This is a genomic window from Collinsella sp. wc0583 (genome assembly GCF_046116915.1).
Classification (GTDB): Bacteria; Actinomycetota; Coriobacteriia; order Coriobacteriales; family Coriobacteriaceae; genus Collinsella.
Genome location: NZ_JBJXBN010000005.1, coordinates 192,367 through 216,927 on the forward strand (window position 1 = coordinate 192,367; position 24,561 = coordinate 216,927).

A 24,561-nucleotide genomic window follows, 5' to 3' on the forward strand; every position below is an offset into this window, starting at 1 on the left:
TCCATGGCGCTTTCTGAATACAGCAAGCGGCTGCTGGGCGCCTATGCTGAGCAGCCGTTCCTTATGGCTCCCATGGCCGGTGTGACCGACCCTGCCTACCGCATCATGTGCCGCCGCCGCGGTGCCCATCTTGCCTATAGCGAGATGGTGAGCGTGGCGGGCCTTGCCTACGCGAGCAACAAGACGTGGCGCCTGGTGCTACCGGCCGATGAGGAACAGCAGATCTGCGTGCAGCTCTTTGGCTCCAAACCCGATCAGTTTGCGAGCGCTGTCGCTGCCGTCGAGGAGCGTGTGGGCGATCGCCTGTCACTGATCGATATCAACATGGCCTGCCCGGCTCGCAAGGTCGTCACCAAGGGCGAGGGCTCGGCACTTATGCGCACGCCCGAGCTGGCTGAGCAGATCGTCGAGGCGGCGGTAGGCGCGGCGCACGTGCCCGTGACCGTCAAGATCCGCAAGGGCTTTTACGCCGAGGACCGCAATGCCGCGACGTTTGCCCAGATGCTCGAGGGGGCAGGCGCCGCCGCGGTGGCGGTGCATGGTCGCTGTGCCACGCAGCTCTATACGGGCCAGGCTGATTGGTCGGTCGTCGATGAGGTGGCCGACGCCGTCGAGATTCCCGTTATCGGTTCGGGCGACGTGTTCTCGGCCGAGGGTGCGGCGGGGCGTCTGCAAAGCTCGGGTGCCAGTGCGGTGTTTATCGCGCGCGGCATCTACGGCAATCCGTGGGTGTTCGGCGATGCCCGAGCCCTTGCACTCGATGGCACGCCGGTTCCTTCTCGCTCCTCGGTTGAGCGCCTGGAGGCTCTGCGTGAGCACCTGACGTTGACGCACGAGCTTCTACCGCTCATGTCGCGTGCCCGTACGTACGCGAGCTGGTATCTAAAGGGCATGCCCCATGCTGCCGCCTGGCGCGCCCAAGTGGTGCGTTGCTCCACATACGAGGAGTTCATGGCGCTGGTCGATGATATCGAGCGCGATGTGGTGGCCTGCGAGGCTGCGCTTGCCGCCGGCGAGTCGGTGCCCGCTCATCCGCTGGAGGCCTAACGGTGGCCGTTACCGCGCTGTACGTGCACGTGCCGTTTTGCGCCCAAAAATGCCGGTACTGTGACTTTGACTCACGCAGTTTTGCTCCGTGCGACCTGAGCGCTGCGCTCGATGCCTATTTTGAGCTGCTTTATGCGCGCCTCGATGCCTTTGGAGACGTCGGGGCGCTCGAGGGCATCCGCACCGTCTATGTTGGCGGCGGCACGCCGTCGCTGGCGGGGGAGCGTCTGGTAGAACTCGCCCGGCGTATCTCTGCGTGGTGTAAGCCCGTTGAGTTCACCTGCGAGGCCAATCCCGAATCGTTGACCGCCGAGCTTGCCGCTGCGCTTTCCAAGGTTGGTGTCACACGCGTCTCTCTGGGCGTGCAAACGCTCGATAACGCCGAACTTACCGCCATCGGCCGTATTCACGATGCTGATCGGGCGCTCGCTGCCATCATGACGGTTAAGGACGCTGGGCTCGATGTGTCGTGCGACCTTATGTGCGGTCTTCCCGGGCAGACCATCGTAAGCTGGCAGCGCACACTCGATGACGTGCTGGCGGCGGCGCCGCATCATGTATCGGTGTATCCTCTCACGCTCGAGGAGGGCACGCCGCTCTACCGCATGGCGTGCTGCGACGAGTCGCTCGAGCCCGACGAGGATTTTCAGGCTTCGTGTATGGACGCGACGCGTGAGCGTCTGGGTGCTGCCGGCTATCACCCGTATGAGGTTGCAAGCTACGCGCTCGACGGTCATGAGTGCGCCCACAATATTGCCTATTGGACCGGACAGGGCTATCTGGGCTTGGGTCGCTCTGCCGCCGGTATGCTCGACGCCGAGGATTTCGATCGCTTGGCCGGGCTGTATCCCGACGTGCCTGCTCGCGGCGATGCATATCGCGTGCGCTTGGTGCAACGCGACGATGCCGCGACGACGTTTGATGCCGAGTATCTGTCGCAGCGCGAGGCGGCGGCCGAGGATTTGATGCTCGCCTGTCGCATGACGCGTGGCATTGGCCCCGATCTGTTGGTTCGCTCGGCAAGCATGATCGCCGCAGATGAGTTGGCGGCGGCCTGTGACCGTGCGCTCGAGTTGGGCCTTGCCACTTGGGTGCCCGATCAAATTGAAGGACATGCGGGTCGCGTCATCTCGAAAGACGTTATCGCAGGTCGCGTCCGTGCTCGTTTAGCGCCCACCCACTTGGGCTGGCTCGATGGAAATGTGCTGTTCGAGCTGTTTTGGGGTCTAGCCTAGGCCGCTCGGGTAGAATTACCGCAATATATACGCTGCTGTGAGCAGGAGGTTGCCGCGCATGGCGACGATGAACGAAAAAGATTACTACGAGATTTTGGGTGTCTCCAAGGACGCCACCTCGCGTGATATACAGAAGGCCTTCCAGCAAAAGGCCCGCAAGCTCCATCCGGACGTCAACAAAGAACCGGATGCCGAGGAAAAGTTTAAAGAGGTTTCCGAGGCCTATGCCGTGCTTTCGGACGAGCAGAAGCGTGCGCGCTACGACGCCATGCGCTCGGGCAACCCCTTTGCCGGCGCTCCTACGGCTTCGCCCTATGGCGGCGGCTACGCCGGTAGCGCGGGCTATGGCAATCCCTTTGAGGGCGGCTTTCCCTTTGGTGGCGCCTGGGGCCAGCCGCGTCGCGGGCAGGCTGCCTATAATCCCGAGAACGGCGCCAACGTGGTCGTCGATATTAAGCTCGACGCCAAGGAGGCCAAGGGCGGTGCCCGCAAGACCGTTCGCTATACGCGCTTCGATACCTGTGGTCACTGCGGAGGCTCGGGTTCTGTCTCGTCCGAGCATGCACATACCTGTCCGAGCTGCGGCGGTCGCGGCCACATCGACGTCGACCTGTCCTTCCTGTTCGGTGCCGGCACGTTCCAGTCGGTCTGCCCCGAGTGCGGAGGTTCCGGTAAGGTCGTCGCCGACCCCTGTCCCGATTGCGGCGGCAGCGGGCGAACTCGTGTGACCTCCGAGCAGACAATTGAGTTTCCTGCCGGCACGCACGATGGCGACGAGGTCCGCATTAGCGGCATGGGTCACGCCGGCACCAACGGTGCCTCGGGCGGCGATCTGGTCGGTCGCGCTCATGTTGAGGCCGAGCGTCTGGAAGGCAAGGCCCGTACCGGTTTTTACCTGATGGGCATCGTGGCGCCGTTTTTGGTGCTGTCGGCCATCTCGGGCGTGTTCTCGGCCTTTGCCGTGATGTGCTTTATTCCGTTTGCCATGGGCTTGTTCATGGTGGTCTCGGACGGCGTGCTGCACCGCAGCCTGCTGTGGTGGAAGCGCGGCGTGATGCAGTTTGCCAACGGTTTTGCCAACGGATTTATGTTCGCGCTCGTGTCGGTTTGGTTTGCGAGCTGCTCGCAACGCGCCATGCTTTCGCCCTACGCAATGCAATAACATCTAGCCCTCTGTTTGCGGCCGGCCCAGCTTGGGTATAGGACGCACTGTGACAATAATGAAAGTCGGAAGGATTCGGTCGTGTCGGAAAATAGGGATTACTACGAGGTACTTGGCGTCGACAAGGATGCCGATGCGCGGACGATTAAGCGCGCGTTTCTAAAGAAGGCCCGTACCGTACACCCGGACGTTTCGGACGACCCCGAGGCCGAGGCCAAGTTCAAAGAGCTCAACGAGGCTTATTCCGTTCTTTCCGACGAGCAGAAGCGTGCTAACTACGACCGTTACGGCACCGCGGACGGCCCTGGTGGTTCGGGCTACGTCGATATCAACGATATCTTTGGCGGCATGGGCATGGACGACCTCTTCTCGTCGTTCTTTGGCGGCGGTGCCGGCGGTGGCGCCCGAAATCGCCGTGAGCGTCGTCGCGGCCGCGATATGGCGATCTCCCTTTCGGTGACCCTTGAGGAGGCGGCACTCGGTTGCAAAAAGACGATCAGCTATGACCGTCTTGCCCCCTGCGAGGATTGTAACGGCACCGGTAGGGCCGAGGGCGCACAGGAAAAGCAGTGCAGCCGCTGCCACGGCACAGGCTATGTCACGACGGTCCAGCGCTCGTTCCTGGGCCAGGTTCAGTCCTCTTCGCCTTGCCCCGACTGCCACGGTGAGGGCACGGTCATCGACCATCCCTGCGAGACCTGCGACGGTCAGGGCCGTACACCTTCGCACGAAAAGATCGACATCGATATCCCCGCCGGCGTTTCGACCGGTCGCCAGCTGCGCGTGAGCGGCTTTGGCGAGGCCGGCCTTCGCGGCGAACCTTCGGGTGACCTGATCGTCAACGTGCGCGTCGCCGACCACGAGCGTTTTAAGCGCAACGGTGACGACCTGTACCTCGTGAGCGATGTCTCGATTGCGCAGGCTGCGCTCGGCTGCGAGATCGAGGTCGAGGGTATCATGCCCGACGAGGTCGTTAAGGTGACGGTTCCCGCCGGCGCCCAGTACGGCGACACCGTGAGCGTCAATAATTACGGCATGCCGCGCATTGGCGGTGGCGGTTCGCGTGGTCGCCTGATCGTGCAACTGCGCGTGGTCGTTCCCACCAATCTTTCCAATAAGCAGCGCGAGCTGCTCCGTGCTTTTGCCGATGAGATGGGCGATGATGTCGCTTCCGGTAAGAAGTCGGTGACCGATCGCATTAAGAGCGCTCTCGACGATATCCTCGATTAAGGAGCCCGCGTGCTCGCACCCCATATTTCCGTCGTCAACCTCGGTTGCCGTGTCAACCGGGTTGAGTCTGACCGTATCACTGCCGATCTAATGCGCCTGGGCTTTGCAATGGTGGAGCCTCAGGATGCTGAGCTGATCGTCATTAACACCTGTGCCGTTACGGGCGAGGCCGAGGCCAAGACTCGTAAGGCCGTCCGCCATGCGCTGGCCTATCCAAGCGAGCCCTATGTGGTCGTGACCGGATGCGTGGTCAATTTGCACCCCGAGGAGCTATTGGAGCTTTCGGACCGCGTGATCGCCGAGCCGTCCAAGATCGATGTCGCCGAACGCGTCTGCGAGGTGCTGGGCGTTGAGTCCGATGACGTTCCCGCCTGCAGCGACGTCGAGGTGGTCGACGCACTCGGGCGCTCGCGTCTGGGCGTGAAGATCCAGGACGGCTGCAATCATCGTTGCACCTATTGCATCGTGTGGAAGGCCCGCGGCCCCGAGCGCTCCGTGCCGGTCGAGTCCGTGCTCGAGCAGGTTCGCGAGGCCCAGGAGGCCGGCGTGCCCGAGGTGGTGCTGACGGGCGTGAACCTGGGCGCCTACGATGGCAAGAGCGCGACTGACGAACACGTCGAGATCGATGAGCTGCTCGAGGCGATTATGGAGCGCACGTCCATTCCGCATGTGCGCATTTCCTCGGTCGAGCCCATGGATATCTCGGATCGCCTGCTTAAGGTCATGGCGCGCTATCCGCAGCGCATCTCCCCGTTTTTGCACCTGCCCGTGCAGTCCGGCTGCACCAGGACGCTGCAACGCATGGGCCGTCCCTATAGCGCCGAGACCTTCGAGGAGACGGTGCGCATGATTCGCGCCAAGTTGCCTCAGGCGTCCCTTTCGTGCGACGTCATCGTCGGTTTTCCGGGCGAGACGGACGAGGAGTTTGAGGAATCGCTGGCGCTGTGCCGCCGCGTGGGCTTTTCGCGTATGCACGTGTTCCGCTACAGCAAACGTCCCGGTACCCTTGCTGCCGATATGCCCGACCAGGTGCCGCCCGAGGTTATGGCCGAGCGCAGTCGTCGTATGCGAGCCACGGCGCAAGAACTCGCGATCGCCGACGCTCGCCGTCGCGTGGGAACCGTTGAACGCGCCGTGCTCGAGTATGGCGACAACCTGACGCTTGGTTCGTTCCATCATGCCCGTCTTGACGATACCCATGGACTCACAGCCCCGTGCCTGCTCGATGTTGCTATCATCGGAGTCGATGATTCCGGCTTGGTCCATGCACGCAGGGAGGTTCATGGAAGCCTCGAAGATTAGACTTACCGTTCCTGAGGGTATTGACCCCTCGCGCGTTTTGGGTGCCGGCGACGGCGTCCTACGTGCGCTGGAGAGCTTGGTTCGCGCCCACGTGGTCGCCCGTGGCGACAGCATCGCCGTGAGCGGTGACCCGGACGAGGTCGAGCTCGTGGCGCGCTTTTTCGAGTACGCTTTTCGCGAGGCGGCCGCCGGACGCACGCTGTCTGCCGACGATGTCTCTCGCTGCCTTGCCGTCTTGCGCGACGGTGAGCACGAGGCTACGTCGCTTCGCGACGACGTGCTGCTTTCGTATCGTGGTCGCGTCATTCGCCCCAAAACGCTCGGCCAAAAGCGCTACGTGGATGCCATCCGCTCGCATACCATCACGTTTGGTCTGGGTCCTGCCGGTACCGGTAAGACTTATCTGGCCATGGCGCTCGCCGTCGCCGCGCTCAAGCGTCACGAGGTGGGCCGTCTGATCTTGACGCGTCCGGTTGTCGAGGCTGGGGAGAACCTGGGCTTTTTGCCCGGTACCCTCGAGGAAAAGATCGATCCCTATATGCGTCCGCTCTACGACGCCCTTTTTGACATGATGGATCGCGAACGCACCGATGAACTTATGGAACGTGGCGTGATCGAGATCGCCCCGCTTGCCTACATGCGCGGCCGCACGCTGAGCGATGCCTTCGTGGTGCTCGACGAGGCGCAAAATACCACGCCCGAGCAGATGAAGATGTTTCTGACGCGCTTGGGCTTTAACTCCAAGTTTGTGATTACCGGTGACCTGAGTCAGCGTGACCTGGTGGGTCGTCGTGGCGGTCTTGCCGACGTTGAGCAGATTTTGGGCCGTGTCGACGATGTCGCATTTTCTCACCTCGAGCGTGCCGACGTCGTGCGCCATGCCTTGGTTGGGCGTATCGTCGAGGCATACGATGCCTATGATGATGTGCGCGAGAAGCGCGTACACGACCGAAAGGAGTCCCGTTGAGTGTATTGATCAGCAACGATGCCGAGCTCGATACGCTGCTCGATGCGCAGGAGGTAGAGCACATCTGCGAGGTCGTGTTTGCCGCCGAGGGCGTTGAGCGTGAAGTCGAGATTTCCCTTTCGTATGTCGATGAGGACGAGATGCACGAGCTCAACCACGAGTGGCGCGGTATCGACCGAACCACCGATGTCCTCTCGTTTGAATGTGACTCGGCCTTTGACGAGGATATTCCCGCCGACGAGACGCTCGAGCTCGGCGATATCATCCTGGCCCCGCAGGTCATTGCCCGTCAGGCCCCCGGCTTTGGCAATAGCCCTGCCGACGAGTGCCGCCTGATGCTCGTGCATGGCATGCTGCACCTGCTGGGGTATGACCATATCGAGGACGACGAGGCCGAGGTCATGGAGGCCCGCGAGGACGCCATCCTGCGCGATCTGGCGCTCGAGCGCGGCGAGGACCCCAAGCTGGTCCACGTCGGCCCCATTACCAACCACGCCCACGACTAGGAGCCGTCTATGATTCCCGGATCGAACAAGGACCATCCGTCCTTCTTAAAGTCGTTTTCCTACGCCATGGAGGGCTTCGTTACCGCCGTCAAGACCGAGCGCAATATTAAGGTCATGCTCGTGGCGGGCGTGTGCACCGTCATTGCCGGCTGCATTGTCGGCCTCGATATTGCCGAGTGGGCCACGGTTATTATCTGCTGTGGCCTGGTGATTCACGGCGAGCTGTGCAATACCGCTATGGAGGCGATTGTCGACCTGGCGACCCAGGAGCTCCATCCGCTGGCAAAGCGTGCGAAGGATATCGCCGCCGCCTCCGTATACGTACTTTCCATTACCGCCGCGATTGTGGGCTTGCTGGTATTTGCCCACGCGCTCGACTTTATTTAGAAAGGGATTTCCATGTCCGACAATATGCAGCCTATCGATGAAACTCTGGACGACGAGTCCCTGGATGCGGTGGATACCGAAGCGAACGAGGCCTATGAGGATGTCGAGGAGTTCGACCCGTTTGAGGACATGAGTGACGAGGAGCTCGACGCCCTGTGCGACGAGGACGATAGCCTCGCGGGCTTTGGCGACGTTGAGCCCGGTTTCCGCAGCGGCTTCGTGGCCCTGGTCGGCCGCCCCAACGCCGGCAAGTCCACACTGCTCAATGCCTGCTATGGCAAAAAGGTCGCCATCACCTCGCCAGTGGCCCAGACGACCCGCCGCCGCATGCGCGCCGTCGTCAACCGTCCCGGCTACCAGCTGGTCTTTGTCGATACCCCGGGTATCCATAAGCCTAAGGACGGCCTGGGGTCCGAGCTCAACAAGAGCGCGCTGTTCGAGTTGAACGATGTCGACGTCGTCGCGTTTTTGATTGATGCCACCAAGCCGATCGGCAGGGGAGACGCCTGGGTTGCCGAGCGCGTCAAGAACGCTCGTGCCAAGAAGGTCCTGGTGCTCACCAAGGCCGATGAGGCCGACCCCGCACAGGTCATGGAGCAGCTTAAGGCAGCCCACGAGCTCATGGAATATGACGACGAGATCGTGACGTCGTCGGTCAAGAACTTCAACGTCGATGCCTTTATCGAGACCGTTGCGCACTTTTTGCCCGAGGGCCCGCGTTGGTTCCCCGAGGACATGGGTACCGACGCTTCCGATGAGACGCTCGTTGCCGAGTTTGTGCGCGAGAAGGTCTTGCGCCGCACGCGTGATGAGATTCCGCACTCCGTTGGCGTAATCTGCGATGCGCTCGAGCAGACCAAGAAGGTGCTGCGCGTGCACGCCACCATTTACGTCGAGCGCGAGGGCCAAAAGGGCATCATCATCGGCAAGGGCGGCGAGATGATCAAGCATATCGGTATCGACGCCCGTCGCGATCTTGAGCGCATCTTTGGCACGCAGGTTTTTTTGGAGCTGGACGTGAAGGTCAAGGCCGGCTGGCGTGACGACGAGGCCCAGATTCGCCGCTTTGGCTACAACGCCGAGGAGTAAGGACTCGCGGCGCGCATGGCAGGCTCCCGGACATATCGCACGAAGGTGCTCGTCCTCGACAAGACGAAGCTCAAAGAGACGGACCTGATCCTGACGATGCTTGACGAGCGGGGTCGGCAGGTTCGTGCCGTGGCAAAGGGCGCCCGCAAACCCGGTGGGCGCCTGGCTGCGCGCTGCGAGCTGTTCTGTACTGTCGATATGCTGCTCGCGCATGGACGGTCGCTCGATGTGGTTTCCCAGGCCGAGCTTATGGAGGCGCCGCTCGGAGCTGCGCCCGATTACGAGACGACCTGCGCCGCAAGCGCGATCGCCGAGGTCGCGCGCGTGTGCTCGTTCGAGGACGCCGAGGACCCGTTTACCTTTGCCATCACGCAGCGGGCGCTTGCCCTGGTGGGCAGCGGGCTCGATACGGCACATACGGATCTACTTGTGGCGGCATATGTGTTTAAGCTGCTGTCGCATGTTGGCTATCGACCCGATTTTTCTGCCTGCGTGCTGTGCGGAGACCCCATGCTGTCGTATTTTTCGCCCCAGGCCGGCGGGCTCATGTGCGGCTCGTGCGCGTCGAGCGTTCCGGGTGCAGAGTTGGTATCGACCGGTGAGGTCGCATGGCTGCGCGCCCTCATGTCCCTGACCTTCGATGCGCTTTTGGCTGAGAGGATCGATCCCCATACTGCCGCTTTTTTGTTGGGGCTTTCGCATGTCTGGGCGGCAACACATGCCGATCAGCGCCTCCGTGCGATGGAATTCATGTTGGGTCGGTGATGATGCGCGGGCGCGGGCTGCTTGTGGTAACATACCGACCTGTTGGTACCTCGACCTTGGTTGCTCGCTCCACCGGCGGCTTCCCAGTCCGAGGCGAATCGAGTCGCCCGCGGGCGACGTAAAACGAAAGGTGAAACAATGACTGTTTCCAAAGAGCGCAAGGCGGAGCTGACTGCCCAGTTCGGTAACACCCCGGTCGACACCGGTAACCCCAAGGTTCAGGTCGCCATCCTGTCCGAGCGCATCAAGGAGCTGACCGAGCACATGAAGTCCCACCAGAAGGACTTCCACACCCGTCGCGGTCTGCTCATGCTCGTCGGCCGTCGTCGTCGTCTTCTCTCCTACATCAAGAAGAACGACATCGTCGAGTACCGTGAGCTCATCAAGGCTCTGGGCATCCGCGACAACATCCAGTAGGATTTGTACATGCTAAGAGCGTCCTGCGCAGCGGGGCGCTCTTTTTGTGTAAGGGCGTGAACAATCACGCTCTGAAGCGTGGCGGGGGCAGGGGGCCCGCGTCACATGAGAAGCCCGCAGGCAAGGGGCCTGTGGGGTAAAGGAGAACAATGACACTCGTATCCAAGACCTTTGAGCTGTACGGCAAGACCTACACCTTTGAGTCGGGCGAGCTTGCCAAGCAGGCTACCGGCGCGTGCCTGGTCAAGCAGGGCGACACCACGATGCTCGACACCGTGGTCGTCTCCAAGGAGCGCAAGAACTACGACTTCTTCCCGCTGACCGTCGACTTCAACGAGAAGATGTACGCCGCCGGCCGCATCCCGGGTGGTTACCTCAAGCGTGAGGGCCGTCCCAGCGAGAAGGCCACGCTTACCGCGCGCATGATCGACCGTCCGATTCGCCCGAGCTTCCCGGACGGCTTCCGCAACGAGGTGCACATCGTCGCCACCTCGCTCGTCGCCGACCAGGTCAACCCCTTCGACGTCATCAACGTCATGGGTGCCTCTCTGGCCATGACGCTTGGCGGCGTGCCCTTCGAGGGCCCGCTTGCCTGCGTGCGCATCGGCCGTAATGTGGAGACCGGCGAGTTTATCGTCAACCCCACCTACGAGGAACGTGAGAACTCCGATCTGGACCTGGAGCTGGGCGGCTCTGCCGACTTCATCTCGATGGTCGAGGCCGGCGCCGAGGAGATCTCCGAGGACGACATGCTCGCCGCCATGAAGTTTGGCCAGGAGGCCCTTGCTGCTTTCTGCCAGGCTCAGGACGAGTTCGTCGCCGAGTGGGAGCAGGTCAACGGCCCCATCGTCAAGAAGGAGTACCCGCTCGACCAGCCCGTCGAGGAGGTCCAGGAGCGCATCTTCGCCCACTACGACGAGATGGCGGCCGCCCTTCGCGATGCCGACAAGCTCTCCCGTATCGGTAAGGTCGAGGCTCTGAAGGAGTCCATCCGCGCCGAGTTCACCGATGAGGAGCAGGCCACTTGGGAGCGCGAGATTCCCGTGGCGCTTAAGAAGCTCGAGAAGAAGGCCATGCGTACCATGGTCGTCGAGACCGGTGAGCGCGTCGATGGCCGTGCTGCCGATGAGATTCGCCCCATCATGGTGAAGGACAACTACCTGCCGCTCGTTCACGGCTCCGGCCTGTTCCAGCGCGGTCAGACCCAGGTGCTCTCCGTCCTGTCGCTCGGTATGCTCAACGAGGGCCAGCGTCTGGATACCATCGAGCCCACCGAGGGCAAGCGCTACATGCACCACTACAACTTCCCGCCGTTCTGCACCGGCGAGACCGGTCGCATGGGCAGCCCCAAGCGCCGTGAGATCGGCCACGGCAACCTGGCCGAGCGCGCTCTGCTCCCGGTGCTCCCCGACGAGAACGAGTTCCCCTACGCCATCCGCGTCGTCTCCGAGGTCATGGAGTCCAACGGCTCCTCTTCGATGGCTTCGACCTGCGGCTCCACGCTCGCCCTTATGGACGGCGGCGTGCCCATTAAGCGCCCGGTCTCCGGTATCGCCATGGGTCTGATCCAGGAGGAGGGCAAGACCGTGGTCCTGTCCGATATCCAAGGTCTCGAGGACTTCCTGGGCGACATGGACTTTAAGGTCACCGGCACCACTGAGGGCATCACCGCCCTGCAGATGGACAACAAGGCCACCGGTCTTACCTTCGACATCCTGGCCCGCGCCCTGCAGCAGGCCAAGGAGGGTCGCGCCTTCATCCTGCAGAAGATGCTCGATGTGATCCCCGAGCCGCGCCATACCACGCGCAGCACCGCTCCGCGCATCGTCTCCATCCAGGTCCCGACTGACAAGATCCGCGACGTCATCGGTTCCGGCGGTAAGGTCATCCGTGGCATCCAGGACGAGACCGGCGCTTCGGTCGACATCCAGGAGGACGGCACCGTCTTTGTCGGCGGCACCGGCGAGTCCGTCGACCAGGCTGTCGAGCGTATCAAGCTCATCATCAAGGTTCCCGAGCCGGGCGAGGAGTACACCGGTCGCGTGGTCTCCATCCAACCCTTCGGCGCCTTCGTGAACCTGCTGCCCGGTAAGGACGGCCTGCTGCACATCTCCCGCGTTGCCAAGGGCCGCGTGGAGAAGGTCGAGGATGTCCTCAATGTGGGCGACGAGGTCAAGGTCGTCGTCATCGAGGTCGACGATCGCGGCAAGATCTCGCTCGATCGTCTGGATAAGCCCGAGGCCCCGGCTCGCGCCGAGGGTACCTCCGAGGGCGACGGCGAGCACTTTCAGCGTCGTGAGCGTCTGCGTCGTGAGCGCTCCGAGCGCAGCGACCGTCCGCGCCGTCCCGGCGACAACGGAGGCCGCAAGCCTCGCCGTCACCACGACGCCGAGTAACAGCTAAACATAAGCAGCTCAACAAGGGCGACTCCTAAGGGGGTCGCCCTTTTGCTTGCGCCCGGGAGGGCCGCATATGAAGTTTCCTGCTCTACAGTCCTGCGCAAGACGGAAAGCACATTAAGTGCTTTCCTTTGCGTGCGGAACTCGCGATAAACTTCATATACGGCCCTCCCGGGCGCAAGCAAAAGGGCTGGTTAATGCCGCTCGCTATTTAGTTAGACGGTCTATTCAGTAGTCAGATTTCAGATCTGTAGATAGCCGCAGCAGCATCTTCCAGATAAAACCGACCAAAATAAACCTGTCTTGTTTTGGCAGGTTTCCCGTGGGGCGGGCACTGATGAAGTTTATCGCGAGTTCCGCACGAACAGGAGGCCACTTAATGTGGCCTCCGTCGTGAGCAGGACTGTAGAGCAGGAAACTTCATCAGTGCCCGCCCCACGGGAAACCGGCGGGATAGACCGGCTCAGATGGGGCTTTGATGCATGGGTGGTCTGTTGGTGGGCAAATGGGTATCATACTGTGGTTACTGCATCGACTCTGTGATGCATGTTTGTACGTTCCCGGCGGTCGGTTTGCCAGAAGCGCCCCGTCGGTTGTTCCAGACCCGTTTCGAAGAAAGGAAACCACACGAACCTATGGCAGCTAAAAAATCATCTCCCTTGAAGATCATTCCGCTCGGCGGCCTTGACGGCATCGGCAAGAACATGACGGTCTTCGAGTGCGGCGACGACATGGTGCTCGTCGACGCCGGCCTCATGTTCCCCGACGACTCCCAGCCCGGTATCGACCTGGTACTTCCCGACTACACCTATGTCCTGGAGAACGAGGAGAAGCTCCGCGGCATCGTCGTCACCCACGGCCACGAGGACCACACCGGTTCGCTTCCGTACCTGCTGCAGGACCTCAACAACAAGGTGCCCATCTTCTCGAGCAAGCTGACGCTCGGTTTTATCGAGGGCAAGCTCTCCGAGTTCCGCATTCGCGCACCTAAGTTCCGCGAGGTCAAGGGCGGAAGCCACGTCAATCTCGGTGGCATCTCGCTCGACTTCTTCTCCATGACGCACTCCATTCCGGGTGCTTTGGGCGTGTTTATTCGCACTAACCAGGGCACCGTTATGCACACGGGCGACTTTAAGCTCGACCAGACGCCCATCGACGGCGTCACGCCCGACTATGCCGCCATCAGCCGTTTTGCCAAGCAGGGTATCGATCTGCTGCTTTCCGACTCCACCAACGCCACGGTTCCCGGCTTTACCAAGTCCGAGGCCGAAGTCGGCCCCAACCTGCTGCACGCCATCAAGAACGCCCCGGGCCGTGTGTTCGTCGCGTCGTTCTCGAGCCACATCCATCGCCTGCAGCAGATCTGCGACGCCGCTCGCAAGTGCGGCCGCAAGGTCGTCGTGACCGGACGTTCCATGCTCACCAACACCCGCGTGGCGCGCGAACTGGGCTACCTCAACATCGACGATGCCGATATCCTCGATGCCTTCGATATCGATAACCTGCCCGATGACAAGATCGTCGTCATGTGCACTGGTTCTCAGGGCGAGCCGCTGTCGGCCCTGTCCCGCATGGCCAACGGCGAGCACAAGACGCTTTCCATCCACGAGGGCGATACCGTCATCCTCTCGGCAACTCCCGTCCCCGGCAACGAGAAGGCCGTCCAGCAGGTCGTCAACAGCCTGGCCAAGCTTGGCTGCGACGTCTGGGATAAGTCTCGCGCCCTCGTCCACGTCTCGGGTCACGGCAGTCAAGAGGAGCTCAAGCTCCTGATGGCCATGGCCAAGCCCACCTACTTTATGCCGGTTCACGGCGAGGCCGTTCACCTGCGCGCCCATGCCCAGCTCGCCCGCAAGATGGGCCTTAAGGACGATCACATCTTTATCCTCGATAACGGTGACACGCTCGAGATGCGCGGCGGTATCGTCAAGCGCGGTGCGCCCGTCGAGTCCGGCGTCGTCTATGTCGACGGTCTTCGCATCGGCGACACCGACCCCATCGTCCTGCGCGATCGCCAAAAGCTCGCCAACGACGGTATGGTCACGGCCGTTGCCATCGTCTCGCTCAAGCACAAGAAGATCGAGGCTATCGAGTTCTCGGGCCGCGGTGTTTCGTTTGCCATCGACGATCAGTTCTCCGAGGATGCCTCCGCAGCCATCATGAAGACGATCGAGAAGGGCAAGTTTAGCTTTACCAGCAGCGGCTCCGATGCCATTCGCAAGGCCGTGCGCGATTCGCTCTCCAACTTCATTTGGAGCCGTACGCGCACCCGTCCGATGATCATCCCGGTCGTCATGGAGGTTTAGTTTGGCGCGCGGATCTGCACAAAACGCCAAAGGCAATAAGGCCAACAACCAACCGGCATCTGCTAAGGGTGCCGGTTCCCATCTTCGTGCCAATAAGGGCCACGAGTCCGAGTTCGATGAGTTCGAGCCCCTGGTCGAGCCTTCGGCCAATCGCGATATCGCCGGCGTGGTCATTGCCGTTTTGGCGATTGCGTCCTTCATTGCCGTGATTTCCCCGGCAACAGCACCTGTGACAGCTGCGGTTGCCGGTTTCTACCATCTTGGCTTTGGCCTGGGCGCCTACGTGCTGCCGATCGTCATCTTGCTGTTTGCCGCCACGCTCTTTTTGGGTGAGGACTCGCCGCTCAATATTCGCTCGGTCGCGGGTGGCGCCGTGGTCTTTGTGGCCATTGTCTCTATCCTGTCGCTGATGGTGCCGGGTACGACCGACTCGTGCGACCTCATGTTTACGCCGCAGAACCTTTCCGTCTCGGGCGGCTACATTGGCGCCTTTATCGCAAGCGCCTTGCAAAACGCCCTGGGTAAACCTATTGCCATGGTTGTCTTGCTGGGGCTTGTCGTCGTTGGCCTGGTCATTATCGGCTTTTCGGTGGGCGGCGTTTTGCGCTCCGCACGCGATCGCGCTGCCGATTTTGCCGAGCGTCGTCGTGCCGATGTCAATGCGAGCCCGTGGGGCGATGAAGAGGCCCTGTCGGTTCCCGGCGTCGCCCGTCCGCACCTGAGCATTCTGCGCCAGAAGGGAACTGACGCCGCCGTGACCACGGTCATGGGTGGCGATGTTGATCCTGTTTTGGATGACGACGAGGACGATGACCCGTTTGTCGACGTGTCCGAGGCCGTGGAGGCCGAGCGCGCCAAGACCACGCTGCTGCCGCGCCGTCATGCCAAGAAGGGCAAGGCCGCTCCCAAGCTCAACACGAGCGAGTCCGACCCGTCTTGGTCCGATAGCGAAATCGAGCTCACCGAAGGCGATGACGAGGACGACGAGTCTCCGCTCGAGACCGCCAAGACAACCTTGCTGCCGCGTCGCCGTGCCAAGGCAGGACAGGTCACCGGACAGTTTTCGATGGAAGACGACCCGGACAAGGCCGACGAGTCCGAACCGCCGTTTGCCGTGAATCCCGTTTCGGCAGCTCCGCAGATCCCCGACTTCCTAAAGCATCCCAAGGTTGCTGATGCCTCCAGCTCTACGGCTTCCGCTGCTCCTGTTGCGGCCGGCGATGGGGGAGCGGACGGTACTACTGCCGATGCCGAGGGCGATCAAGAGGACGGCCTCAAGCTCCCGCCGCTCGATATCTTGCACGCCAACCCGCAGTCGGCGTCCTCCGCGTCTTCTGATAAGGAGCTGGAACAGACTGCCGAGTCGTTGCAGTCCACCTTGCTTGAGTTTGGCCGTAGCGCCCGCGTTGTCGGCTGGATTGCTGGCCCCACGGTCACGACCTTTAAGCTGCAGCCCGGTGAGGGCGAGCGCGTGAGCAAGATCTCGAGCCTCGAGGACGATATCGCGCTTTCGCTTGCCGCCCAGTCGGTGCGCATCTTCGCGCCGATCCCCGGCACCTCGCTTGTTGGTATCGAGATTCCCAATCGCAAGCGTCAGAACGTCAACCTGGGCGACGTGCTTCCCTATGTGAAGGGCGGTCCGCTCGAGCTTGCTATCGGTCGCGATGCCGAGGGCACGCCGGTTGTCGCCGACCTCGCCAAGATGCCCCACCTGCTTATCGCCGGTACCACTGGTTCGGGTAAGTCGGTCATGATTAACTCCATCATCACGACCTTGCTCATGCGCACTCTTCCCGAGGACGTTCGCCTGATCATGGTCGACCCCAAGCGCGTCGAGCTAGCGGGCTATAACGGCCTGCCGCATCTCTATGTGCCTGTGGTGACTGAGCCCAAGCAGGCTGCCAGTGCACTGCAATGGGCCGTGTCCGAGATGGAGCGTCGTCTAAAGGTCTTCGAGCGCCTCAACGTTCGCAAGATATCGACGTATAACGATAAGCAGGCAGCCGGCGAGTTTGAACACTACGATAACCCGCCGCAAAAGATGCCCTATCTGGTCATCATCATCGACGAGCTTTCGGACCTGATGATGGTCGCCGGCAAGGATGTCGAGGCCTCGATCGTCCGTATCGCCCAGCTGGGCCGTGCCGCCGGTATTCACCTTATCGTGGCTACGCAGCGCCCCAGCTCTAACGTGGTGACGGGCCTTATTAAGGCCAACATCACCAACCGTATCGCCTTTAACGTGGCTACGGGCATCGATTCCCGCGTCATTATCGACCAGATGGGCGCCGAAAAGCTTACTGGTTTGGGCGACATGCTGTTCTCCAAGGTCGACTGGGGCAAGCCCCGCCGTATCCAGGGCTGTTTTGTCTCGGACGACGAGATCAACGAGATCGTCGAGTTCGTTAAGTCGCAAAGCGAGCCCGACTACCACGAGGAGATCCTGTCTGCCGTGGCGCCTGCTTCCATGTCCATGGCTGGTGGTGGCGGCATTGTTCGCATGGGCGTTGCCGAGCCGCAAGATGACGACCCGCTTATCTGGGAAGCCGCCCATATTGTGGTGGAATCGCAGCTGGGCTCCACATCTGGCCTGCAACGCCGCCTCAAGGTTGGCTATGCGCGCGCCGGGCGTATTATGGACATGCTGGAAGAAAAGGGTGTCGTCGGCCCGCCCGACGGTTCCAAGCCGCGCGAGGTCCTGCTGGACGAGGAGGGGCTTGCCGCGCTGGAGTCTGTCGACGCCGAGATGGCACGTGAAGATCGTGAGTTTGGAGGATTCTGATGGCTGCACGCTTTGGTGTCATGCTGCTCGAGCAGCGTCGCCGGATGGGCCTTTCCATCCAGCAGGTCGCCAACACCATCAAAATCAGGCCGCAGATCATCGAGTTTTTCGAGACCGGTAACTTTGCATCGATGCCCCCGCGCGGCTATGCGCAGGGTATGATTTCGAGCTACGCTCGCTTTTTGGGCCTCAATCCGCGCGAGGTCGTCAACGCTTATTTTGATGACCTCATGGCATATGAACGCGAGACCTCGCAGCAGGGCGGTCGTTTTCAGGATGCTGCCGGCTACGTTAACTCGCGTTCGTCGGTCGATAAAGGACGCTTTCTGATGGTTCAGGGTGGTCGCTCGACGCGGTACGGCCAGCGTCCTCCGCAGGCGGGTTATATCACCGAGACGGGCTCCAGTGAGGAGATTCGTTCTCAGCGTGATCGCTTTCGCAGTACGCCCATGCCGGATGACCGTGCGCTTCCCGCCGCTCGCGGGTTGAGTCGCGATCCTCGCGCCGGTTACGGCGACGGAGGCTACTCCGGTCGTGGCTATCGCGGAGTTTCTGCCGGGCGTTCCCGCGGTGGATATGCCGACGCCGATACCACGCAGGTGACGCCGCGCCTTCGTTCGCAATCGCAGCCTTACGGCCAGCGCTCTTCGGCGCCTCTCTCTGACCAGCGTGACTATCAGAACCGTGGCGAGCTTGCGCCGCGTTCGGGCCAGCGTGGCTCGCAGCGCCAGGGCGGCTATCGTGGGCGTCCCGATAACGGCCCCGGCCGCATGCCTCAGGTAAACGGTCGTGGCGGCTCCAATCGCGCACGCAGCGGTGGGCGCGTCTCCCAGAACAACGGACTCGATCCGCGTATCGTTTACGCTGGCATCGGTGCCGTAGTGCTTTTGCTGATTTTGCTCATCGTGGTCCTTCTGCGTGGCTGCGGCTCTCCTGCACCCGAGTCGACGCCCGAGACGCCCGCGGCCACCAAGGCGACGACCAAGAAGTCTTCCAAGAAGACCGAATCCGTTGACGAGGATGAAGGCACCGACGAGGCGACTGATTCTGCCGATTCGGACGCCGCCAAGGCGACGGCGAAAAAGGAAGAGGACGAGGTCATCAAGGTCAAGGTCTCCGTTGCCAAGGGCAAGACCGCCTGGATTGAAGTCAAGGTCGACGGTAAATCGGTCTATGGCGCCCAGGCGACAGGTCCCTTTGAGCAGGAGTACACGCCCGAGTCCTCGATCGAGATCACCACGTCCAAGCCCTCCGACGTCACGGTTACCAAGAACGGTGAAAAGGTCCGCTATGACACCAAGACATCGGGCGTGGCGCGCGTGACCATTACCGTTCCCAAGAAGGAGACCACAGACTCCAAGGACGGCGAAAGTACCGACGGCACCGATACTGCTAACGGCACCGACGCCCAGTCTGCCGACGGCACCGACCCCCAGTCTGCCGACGGCACCGACACGGCATCCGACGGGCAGACAGCGAACGGTTCAGATGACTATTCGTACGACAGCTACTAAGGCTCCCCGTACCGAAAGGAAGTACCATGGCTAAAGATTCCAGCTTCGACGTTGTGTCTGAGGTCAATATGCAGGAGGTCGATAACGCTTTCCAGCAGACCACCCGAGAGATCTCTCAGCGCTATGACCTTAAGGACTCCGGCGCCACCATCGAGCTTTCGAAGGGCGATAAACTCTTTACGATCAATGCTCCGGCCGATTTCGTCTCCAAGCAGATCATCGACGTGCTGAGCTCTAAGCTTATCAAGCGCGGTATCGACCTTAAGGCTGTCTCTTGGGACGCCCCGCAGGCAGCTTCGGGCGGTACCGTGCGCGTGCTCGGCCATATTGTCGAGGGCATCGACCAGGCGACCGCCAAGAAGATCAATAAGGACATCAAGGATCAAAAGCTCAAGGTCAAGGTGACCATCGAGGCCGATAAGCTGCGCGTTTCCTCGGCTTCTAAGGACGCGCTTCAGACGGTGATCCAGTTCCTGCGCGACCAGGACTACGGCCAGCCGCTGCAGTTTACCAACTACCGCTAATTTACTCGAAAGGACCGTTCTCCAACATGGATACTCCGTTGGGTTCTGTACTCTACATCACGCTTGGCTGCGCCAAGAACGAGGTCGATACCGACCGCATGCGTTCGCTGCTGACCGCTGCGGGCTACGAGGAAGCGTTCGATCCGCAGGATGCCGATATCGCTATCGTCAACACGTGCTCGTTTCTTGCCTCGGCGACGTCCGAGAGCATCGAGACCACGCTCGAGCTCGCTAACGAGGTGCAGGACGGCGTTCGCGGCTGCCCCATCGTCATGTGTGGTTGCGTGCCGTCTCGTTACGGCGATGACCTGCCCGACGAGCTTCCCGAGGTCGCGGCCTTTGTGAAGGCCGATGAGGAAGACGGTATCGTCTCTGTCATCGATGGCGTACTGGGTGTGGAGCGCGAGATTGCCGCCTATATCCCGCAGGTCAAGCGTACCGTCGAGGGCGCTGTTGCCTACGTCAAGATCTCCGATGGCTGCAATCGTTTTTGCAGCTTCTGCATGATCCCCTACATTCGCGGTCGCTATCATTCGCGCAATGCCGAGAGCATTATCTCCGAGGTGCGTGACCTGGTTGCCGGCGGTGTGCGCGAGATCGTGCTGATCGGCCAGGACACGGGTATTTGGGGCACCGACTTTGCCGACGAGGACGTCGCCGAGGGCTCGCCGCGCAATCTGGCGCAGCTGCTGCGTGCCGTCGCTGAGGCCGTGCGCCCGCACAATGTTTGGGTCCGCGTGCTCTATCTGCAGCCCGAGGGCATGACCGACGAGCTTATCGAGACGATTCGCGATACGCCCGAGGTGCTGCCCTATATCGATATCCCCGTGCAGCACTGTGACGCGCGCATCCTTAAGGCCATGCGTCGCTCCGGTTCGCGCCAGGAGCTCGAGGATCTGTTCCGTGATCTTCGCGAGCGCATCCCCGGGATCGTGATTCGCTCCACGGCCATGGTCGGCTTCCCGACCGAGACCGACGACGAGTTCCGTGACCTTATCGACTTTATGGACACCGTCGGCTTTGACTACACGAGCGTCTTTGCCTACTCGCGGGAGGAGGGTAGCCTGGCCGCTAAGATGGACGGACAGGTCGATGAGGAGGTCAAGCTCGAGCGAGCCCAGGAGGCCATGGACCTGGCCGAGTCGCTCGGTTTTGCCGCTACGGCAGCTCATGTGGGCGAGCGCGCCCAGGTTATCGTCGATGGCATCGAGGAGACTGAGGACGGCGCCGAGCTGATCGGTCACGCCTGGTTCCAGGCTCCCGATTCCGATGGCGCGGTGCATCTGGACGCCAGCGAGGCGTCCGTGGGCGATATTCTGACGGTCGAGTTTACCGATAGCTTCTGCTATGAGCTTATCGGTCATGTTGTGGAGTAGGAGAGCGTCGTGGCAAACGAGAGTAATAAGGAACTGACGAGTGTTTGGACGCCCGCCAACATCGTGACGTGCGTTCGCATCGTCTTTATCCCGGTGTTCATGATCGTTTCGGCCCTGTCTCACGCGAGCGTTGCCGGTACGGACTGGAGCACCTTCGACGGCCCGCTCGCCGCCGCTGCCTTCATTTTGTATGTGATCCTGTCGTGCACCGATAAGGTCGACGGCTATCTGGCGCGCTCGCGCAACGAGATCACTGATTTCGGCAAGTTCTTGGACCCCATCGCCGATAAGCTGCTCGTGTTCTCGGCCCTGCTGCTGTTCCTTGATTTTGGCGCGGTGACCGTGTGGTCCGTGTTCATCATCCTGTTCCGTGAGCTGCTGGTGAGCGCCCTTCGCATGGTCGCGAGTGCTGCCGGTGTAGTCGTTGCCGCCGATAAGCTCGGCAAGTACAAGACGGCGACCACGATGGTCTCCATCTGCGGCTATCTGTGCGTCTTTGCGATGGCCGGCCTCCAGTTTGGGCCTGCGGAGCTGTTGCTCGGTGTCTATGGCGTCTCACGCTTCCTGTACGCTGTTGCCGTTGTCCTGACCGTTATCTCGGGCGCCCAGTACTTCTGGAACTGCCGCAAGATCGTCTTTTCGGTCTAGGTCCTGGTGGGTATGACGGAGTCTTATTTGCAGATCGCTGCAAACAACGAGGAGCTGGCGCGCGATATTGTCGAGCGCGCGAGCGCTCGGGGCGTGACGGTTTCGACGGCGGAGTCGCTGACGGCGGGCATGATCGCCTCGACGATTGCCGATATCCCGGGTGCCTCGGCGGTGCTTCGTGGCGGCGCGGTGACCTATTGCGATGAGATCAAACATCGCGTGCTCGGCGTCGAGCAGGAAACGCTCGATCGGTTTAGCGCCGTGTCGCACCAGACGGCGCGTGAGATGGCTGCGGGCTCGCTGGACCTCTATCAGAGCGATATAGCCGTGAGCGCAACGGGTTACGCTGGGCCCGGTGGTGGCACCGAGCAGGACCCCGCCGGTACGTTCTATATTGGCTGGGCGTATCGCGCGGCCGATGGGGGAGCGCCGGTTGTCGAGTCTGCGCGCTGTCATTACGAGGGCGATCGGTCGTGCATTCGTGCCCATGCGGTCGCGGAGGCTTTGGGACGCATTGTCCGCGTGCTCAATTCTATGGAATAGACGTGGTTTAAGGGGCCTTAGGGCCCCTTAATTGTGGAGATAGGGACCTTTGATCGGAATTACGTTTGCGCTGGTACATGACATAAACTTGTACGAATACCTGTATTTGTGATTGGCCTGGTCAAGCGTTTGGTCGGTGATTGGTCGGCGTTTGGTCGGATTTTGGAATGGTCGGGTGCATATGATGAATCTGAACGGTTGACCACGAACAGCCGTTCGTTTATTATCGTTTCAGGTTGTTAAGAGGAGGGCTATTCATGGCCAAGAATTCAGGTCCCGTACGTACCGTTCATGCACGCACGACGGGTAAAGAGCGCGACGAGATGATCGCCACCACCAAGGCCGAGATTGAGAAGAAGTTCGGCCAGGGCTCTATTATGAGGTATGGCGACGGCGGTCCCGAGCTCGAGGTCGAGGCTATTCCGACGGGCTCTCTGGCGCTCGATGCCGCCTTGGGTATCGGCGGCGTTCCGCGCGGCCGTATCGTCGAGATTTATGGCCCCGAGTCCTCCGGTAAGACGACGCTTTCGCTCGAGATCCTTGCAGAAGCGCAGGCCATGGGTGGTGTCGTTGCATTTATCGATGCCGAGCACGCGCTTGATCCCACCTATGCTGCGCGCATCGGCGTCGATATCGACGAGGTCCTGATTTCCCAGCCCGACACAGGCGAGCAGGCGCTCGAGATCGTCGATATGCTTGTGCGCTCCGGTGCCATCGACGCCATCGTCGTCGACTCTGTTGCCGCCTTGACTCCGCGTGCCGAAATCGAGGGCGAGATCGGTGACACGACGGTGGGTCTGCAGGCTCGCTTGATGAGCCAGGCGCTCCGCAAGCTTGCCGGCTCGCTTGCCAAGTCCAACACGACCTGCATCTTCATTAACCAGTTGCGCGAGAAGATCGGCGTCATGTTCGGCAACCCCGAGACCACCACGGGCGGCCGCGCACTCAAGTTTTTCTCTTCCGTGCGAATCGATATTCGCAAAATCGATACCATCAAGCTCAAGGACGAGGTTATCGGCAATCGCGTGCGTGCCAAGGTCGTTAAGAACAAGGTGGCCGCTCCGTTCCGCTCGGCTGAGTTTGACATCATGTATGGCACCGGCATCTCCAAAGAGGGCTCGATTCTGGATATGGCCGTCGAGTGCGGCATCTGTAAAAAGATGGGGTCCTGGTTTGCCTATGGCGAGGATAAGCTCGGCAACGGTCGCGAGGCCGCCAAGACGTTCCTGCGCGAGCACCCCGATTGCGCCGACGAGATCGAGCACAAGGTTCGCCTTGCCTGCGGTCTTGAGTATGACGATGATGCCCCCTCCGAGGTTGAGCTGACCGATCAGCCCGCCCCCGAGGAGTTTGATGAGCTGTACGCCATCGATGGCTCCGCAATGCTCGACGATGACGACGAGTAGCGGATGCCGACATGTCGTATACGGTGACCGAGGCCACGGTCGTCTTTCCCGATAAGAAAGCGGCCTCCTCGTTCTCGAGCGGTTATGCGTCTAAAAAGCCCTGTGCGCATATCGATTGCGATCTTGAGGGCGGTTACGAACGTTCCATTTGGATTCCCGTGCGCGTGGCGCGCCTGTACGTTAAGAACCGCCCCGATCTTCCCTGTGATTGGGATGACTTTCGCGAGGCGGTGCAGCTTATCGAACGCAAATGTGCACTCACCATGGTGACCGAGATGCTTTCGCGCCGCGATCATGCCACGGGCGAGGTGCGCGATAAGTTGGCGCGCTATGGCTTTCGACAGCCCGCGATCGATTTTGCGGTTGCTCGAGCGACCGAGTATCGGTTTTTGGACGAGAACCGTTTTTGCTCGTACTTTATCGAAGAGCGCAAACGTCGCGGCTGGGGACAGCGCAAGATCGAGGTTGAGCTCAAGCGTCGTCATGTCGTGCTTGACGATATCCCCGGGTATCCCGAGGCATATTTTGCCGTGGATGACGACTTGGCCCGCGCTTCGGCCTTGCTCGCTAAACGTCGCGTCCCCGAGGTCCGTGCATTCGAAAAGCTCGTCAGATTCTTGATGGGTAAGGGTTTTTCGTATCACATCGCCGCCGATGCCGTTAAGGCACGTCTCGATGCCTTAAGCGAGGAGTGTGCCGTGTAAGCGTGCACCTGTTACGCCCCTGCCGTTCACCGCTCGATTGGCGCCGTGCCGGGTGCGTTTATTTGACAGTTGTTGCGGTTCAACGTAGGATAAATACCGTCATTTGCTTTGTGATATGTGCTCATCTGTGATGAGTTTGTTTATATGTTTATCTGTATCCGACCCGCATAAGCTGTGCCCATATTACTCAAATGTCGCGAGCCGTTCGTAAGGACGGTTCGCTTTGCTGTGTAACGAATCCATAAAAAGGAG

At 61.1% G+C, this 24,561-nt stretch carries 21 protein-coding genes; all 21 read left to right on the plus strand.

Annotated features, from left to right (window positions below; genetic code table 11):
* Window positions 1–3: 3 nt before the first annotated feature.
* Window positions 4–1,047 (plus strand): tRNA dihydrouridine synthase DusB, encoded by a 1,044-nt coding sequence (dusB, locus tag ACKUUJ_RS06060; protein ID WP_409064996.1) that lies wholly within the window; start codon window positions 4–6, stop codon window positions 1,045–1,047.
* Between the two features lie 2 nt (window positions 1,048–1,049).
* The gene (hemW, locus tag ACKUUJ_RS06065; RefSeq protein ID WP_409064997.1) at window positions 1,050–2,282 is read left to right on the plus strand and encodes a radical SAM family heme chaperone HemW; all 1,233 of its coding nucleotides are present in this window, start codon (window positions 1,050–1,052) and stop codon (window positions 2,280–2,282) included.
* 58 nt (window positions 2,283–2,340) lie between these two features.
* Window positions 2,341–3,444: a DnaJ domain-containing protein gene (locus ACKUUJ_RS06070; protein WP_373204398.1), complete on the plus strand. Its 1,104-nt coding sequence runs from the start codon at window positions 2,341–2,343 to the stop codon at window positions 3,442–3,444.
* Between the two features lie 81 nt (window positions 3,445–3,525).
* Window positions 3,526–4,674: a molecular chaperone DnaJ gene (dnaJ, locus tag ACKUUJ_RS06075; RefSeq protein WP_409064998.1), complete on the plus strand. Its 1,149-nt coding sequence runs from the start codon at window positions 3,526–3,528 to the stop codon at window positions 4,672–4,674.
* A 9-nt stretch (window positions 4,675–4,683) separates the two neighbouring features.
* Entirely contained in the window at window positions 4,684–5,976 is a 1,293-nt protein-coding gene (locus ACKUUJ_RS06080; protein WP_409064999.1) for a MiaB/RimO family radical SAM methylthiotransferase, read from the plus strand.
* Window positions 5,957–6,943 carry a PhoH family protein gene (locus ACKUUJ_RS06085; protein WP_409065000.1) on the plus strand — a complete coding sequence of 329 codons (987 nt, stop codon included), beginning with the start codon at window positions 5,957–5,959 and terminating at the stop codon, window positions 6,941–6,943. Before ACKUUJ_RS06080 ends, ACKUUJ_RS06085 begins: the two co-directional genes overlap by 20 nt.
* Window positions 6,940–7,449 (plus strand): rRNA maturation RNase YbeY, encoded by a 510-nt coding sequence (ybeY, locus tag ACKUUJ_RS06090; RefSeq protein WP_409065001.1) that lies wholly within the window; start codon window positions 6,940–6,942, stop codon window positions 7,447–7,449. The genes ACKUUJ_RS06085 and ybeY overlap by 4 nt, the downstream gene beginning before the upstream one ends.
* 9 nt (window positions 7,450–7,458) lie before the next feature.
* Window positions 7,459–7,836 (plus strand): diacylglycerol kinase family protein, encoded by a 378-nt coding sequence (locus tag ACKUUJ_RS06095; protein ID WP_022094706.1) that lies wholly within the window; start codon window positions 7,459–7,461, stop codon window positions 7,834–7,836.
* Between the two features lie 12 nt (window positions 7,837–7,848).
* Window positions 7,849–8,925 (plus strand): GTPase Era, encoded by a 1,077-nt coding sequence (era, locus tag ACKUUJ_RS06100; RefSeq protein ID WP_409065002.1) that lies wholly within the window; start codon window positions 7,849–7,851, stop codon window positions 8,923–8,925.
* 15 nt (window positions 8,926–8,940) lie between these two features.
* Window positions 8,941–9,690, plus strand: coding sequence for a DNA repair protein RecO (gene recO / locus ACKUUJ_RS06105; RefSeq protein WP_409065003.1), 750 nt, complete (start codon window positions 8,941–8,943; stop codon window positions 9,688–9,690).
* Between the two features lie 138 nt (window positions 9,691–9,828).
* Complete coding sequence (gene rpsO, locus ACKUUJ_RS06110) at window positions 9,829–10,107, plus strand: 30S ribosomal protein S15 (protein ID WP_035138510.1); 279 nt, start codon at window positions 9,829–9,831, stop codon at window positions 10,105–10,107.
* A gap of 149 nt (window positions 10,108–10,256) precedes the next feature.
* Complete coding sequence (locus ACKUUJ_RS06115; RefSeq protein ID WP_409065004.1) at window positions 10,257–12,503, plus strand: polyribonucleotide nucleotidyltransferase; 2,247 nt, start codon at window positions 10,257–10,259, stop codon at window positions 12,501–12,503.
* 638 nt (window positions 12,504–13,141) lie between these two features.
* Window positions 13,142–14,812 carry a ribonuclease J gene (locus tag ACKUUJ_RS06120; RefSeq protein WP_409065005.1) on the plus strand — a complete coding sequence of 557 codons (1,671 nt, stop codon included), beginning with the start codon at window positions 13,142–13,144 and terminating at the stop codon, window positions 14,810–14,812.
* Between the two features lies 1 nt (window position 14,813).
* Entirely contained in the window at window positions 14,814–17,594 is a 2,781-nt protein-coding gene (locus ACKUUJ_RS06125) for a DNA translocase FtsK 4TM domain-containing protein (protein ID WP_409065006.1), read from the plus strand.
* Window positions 17,594–19,108, plus strand: a complete 1,515-nt coding sequence (locus tag ACKUUJ_RS06130; protein WP_409065007.1) for a helix-turn-helix domain-containing protein — start codon at window positions 17,594–17,596, stop codon at window positions 19,106–19,108. Before ACKUUJ_RS06125 ends, ACKUUJ_RS06130 begins: the two co-directional genes overlap by 1 nt.
* Before the next feature lie 26 nt (window positions 19,109–19,134).
* The gene (locus tag ACKUUJ_RS06135; RefSeq protein WP_022094699.1) at window positions 19,135–19,632 is read left to right on the plus strand and encodes a YajQ family cyclic di-GMP-binding protein; all 498 of its coding nucleotides are present in this window, start codon (window positions 19,135–19,137) and stop codon (window positions 19,630–19,632) included.
* A gap of 26 nt (window positions 19,633–19,658) precedes the next feature.
* Window positions 19,659–21,008 carry a 30S ribosomal protein S12 methylthiotransferase RimO gene (gene rimO, locus ACKUUJ_RS06140; RefSeq protein ID WP_409065008.1) on the plus strand — a complete coding sequence of 450 codons (1,350 nt, stop codon included), beginning with the start codon at window positions 19,659–19,661 and terminating at the stop codon, window positions 21,006–21,008.
* A gap of 99 nt (window positions 21,009–21,107) precedes the next feature.
* The gene (gene pgsA / locus ACKUUJ_RS06145; RefSeq protein ID WP_409065030.1) at window positions 21,108–21,656 is read left to right on the plus strand and encodes a CDP-diacylglycerol--glycerol-3-phosphate 3-phosphatidyltransferase; all 549 of its coding nucleotides are present in this window, start codon (window positions 21,108–21,110) and stop codon (window positions 21,654–21,656) included.
* 27 nt (window positions 21,657–21,683) lie between these two features.
* Window positions 21,684–22,199, plus strand: a complete 516-nt coding sequence (locus ACKUUJ_RS06150) for a CinA family protein (protein WP_409065009.1) — start codon at window positions 21,684–21,686, stop codon at window positions 22,197–22,199.
* 257 nt (window positions 22,200–22,456) lie between these two features.
* Complete coding sequence (recA, locus tag ACKUUJ_RS06155) at window positions 22,457–23,605, plus strand: recombinase RecA (RefSeq protein WP_118079887.1); 1,149 nt, start codon at window positions 22,457–22,459, stop codon at window positions 23,603–23,605.
* 11 nt (window positions 23,606–23,616) lie between these two features.
* Complete coding sequence (locus ACKUUJ_RS06160) at window positions 23,617–24,309, plus strand: regulatory protein RecX (protein ID WP_409065010.1); 693 nt, start codon at window positions 23,617–23,619, stop codon at window positions 24,307–24,309.
* Window positions 24,310–24,561: the final 252 nt, after the last annotated feature.